The organism is Suttonella ornithocola (assembly GCF_001889065.1).
Classification (GTDB): domain Bacteria; phylum Pseudomonadota; class Gammaproteobacteria; order Cardiobacteriales; family Cardiobacteriaceae; genus Suttonella_A; species Suttonella_A ornithocola.
Genome location: NZ_LWHB01000203.1, coordinates 1 through 2,007 on the forward strand (window position 1 = coordinate 1; position 2,007 = coordinate 2,007).

General features: G+C 33.5%; 3 protein-coding genes and 1 pseudogene. 2 read left to right on the plus strand and 2 right to left on the minus strand.

Features of this window, described 5'->3' with window-relative positions; translation table 11 throughout:
* Positions 1 to 137 (minus strand): helix-turn-helix domain-containing protein (locus A5N85_RS17885; protein WP_143143307.1); only part of this gene is annotated, 137 nt, incomplete at its 3' end.
* Positions 138 to 381: 244 nt separating this feature from the next.
* Here A5N85_RS17885 and A5N85_RS12860 point away from each other — a divergent pair.
* A complete protein-coding gene (locus A5N85_RS12860) occupies positions 382 to 1,071 on the plus strand; it encodes a hypothetical protein (protein ID WP_072577558.1) in 690 nt (229 codons plus the stop codon).
* The gene (locus tag A5N85_RS12865; protein ID WP_072577559.1) at positions 1,071 to 1,673 is read left to right on the plus strand and encodes a hypothetical protein; all 603 of its coding nucleotides are present in this window, start codon (positions 1,071 to 1,073) and stop codon (positions 1,671 to 1,673) included. The genes A5N85_RS12860 and A5N85_RS12865 overlap by 1 nt, the downstream gene beginning before the upstream one ends.
* A 102-nt stretch (positions 1,674 to 1,775) precedes the next feature.
* On the opposite strand, the pseudogene A5N85_RS12870 reads toward A5N85_RS12865, so the two are convergent.
* A pseudogene (locus A5N85_RS12870) lies at positions 1,776 to 2,007 on the minus strand (IS630 family transposase); the annotation flags it as partial.

Sequence of the window (2,007 nt, forward strand, 5' to 3'; positions counted from 1 at the left end):
ACTTTAGGATGGGGATTTTTAATCCAGCTATAGACGGTGAATTTGCTGATCTTGTAGCGCTTTGCAACAGCGCGCCAAGTTTCTCCATTAGCAATATCGTTAAGAATTTTCTGTCGGAATTGGCTACAGTAGGTCATAGGATATGCTCAGTTTGTTTTTGATAATTCTACTACAAGTTGTTCTTTATATCTGCTTTGGATAGATTGGATTATAAGTGATTTGACTATACTTATCAAGTATTTTATTTTTAGAGGATTTTCCCCTATCGTCCATTCACGCATGCGGTAAACCTTTATCAAAATAAAAGCTGCGCTTTTCTTCTACAACACGCCATATTTTTAAGATAAACTATCTTACGCATCCTATACTCAGGACTAGATAATGCGCAAATTTAAAGACAATATAGACTGGGATAGGCTAGATGAATATCGCCATGTTACTGAAAAATATCGAAATATTCCAGATAAATTATTAGGCTATAAAAAAGTTCCTCATCGTTATCGCTATGTTCCTTTAGAGCGATTGAAATATATGCCAGCAATAGATGTCTTGGTTCATGACTTATTTATGCCATTGGGGATGTATATCTTGCTTTGTATCCCATTGGTTACTTTTATCCCACCGAGCTTTGCAGAGCAATACCTTAATTTTGATAATACTTACATTCGTTGGATTTCATTTAATCTCGCCCCCGATAGAATTGCCGTCCATACCTTTATCTGTGCTTACTTCACTATCCCTTTAGGAATTTGTATCACCATCACATTAGTGATTGATTTTCTGGAAAAAGACAAACATGGAAAGCGCTTTCGGCTTTTTTGGCTCAGAGAATTGAGGAGAAAAGAAAAAGATTGGAGAAAATCTGTTTATCTTTCTTATTTATGTATTCCTTTTGTCAGTTTTTACTTATTTCGTGAAAATAGTGAAGAATATTTCACGCTACCACATAGATATGGTGGTGGACATTATGAGCATTCTTTAGCAATCAATATTATGTCAAATGAAGTTACAATCATAATATTGATTTCATTTTTTGGTTTTCAGTTTTTACGTTTTTTTAGAAGTGAATAATGCAAACAAAGCAATACTCTATTCACTTTATGCCGAAAAATTTACTCACTTTACTCTTTTCAATTCTATGGATAGGATTAACAGATTTCGAGCAAACCTCATCAACTGCTGTAGAAACACAATCCACTACTGCATTCCAACACTCTGATACTTTGGATAAAATCACCTATTACAACACTCATCAAACCACTCCCGATCAAAGTCAGATATGGGAGATATATGCGCATTCTAAAGATGGCACTGAACTTCGTATTCCAACCACAAACTCACCGAGCGGTCGTAATTTTCCTGCTATCTCTCATCTAATTTTTTCAACAGAGGTGAAAATAACAGAAAATATTCATACAAATATCAATTCTAAAGTAACCTTGATATGCGGAAGTGATCAAGGAAAGCATAATAAAGTCATTTTTTTATCCGATACTCTGCCTATTGGTAGCATTGATTTTAGAGAGGAAAGCGTAAAATTCACCAAAAAAGAAAATGGTGGCTATTATGCAGAAATATATCAATATCGTTTTGATATAGAATTAGATATCGCTAATGGTCCTATGCTGCTCATTAGAAAAACGCCCAATACACCTAGCGAATTACATCAATAAATTCTATTTTGAATAAATTTACTATCCCCCAGAATAAAAATGGAAAAAATTACAATCAAAAGGAAAATAAATAAGGCGCTATATTTAATATTTTTATTATAGTCAATTAAATCCAGAATAGGACAAAAGAGCATCCCAAAAGACATCAAAATTAGATAAAACTTTACGTAAATACTTTTAAGATTGCCCCACTGCTTTTCGATTAGATTTAACTCTGGCGAATAAGGTGATAAAGGCAAAACAACGTGACCAAATTTTTCGGCTAACGCTTTTAGAACCTTCATTCGATGAAATTGAGCATTATCCATAATAATCACTGATTTAACACTCAATG

What these genes read in the sequence shown, in the direction of transcription:
- A5N85_RS12865 (WP_072577559.1), top strand. Translation starts at nt 1,071, where the DNA reads ATGCAAACAAAGCAATACTCTATTCACTTTATGCCGAAAAATTTACTC.
- A5N85_RS12860 (WP_072577558.1), top strand. Translation starts at nt 382, where the DNA reads ATGCGCAAATTTAAAGACAATATAGACTGGGATAGGCTAGATGAATAT.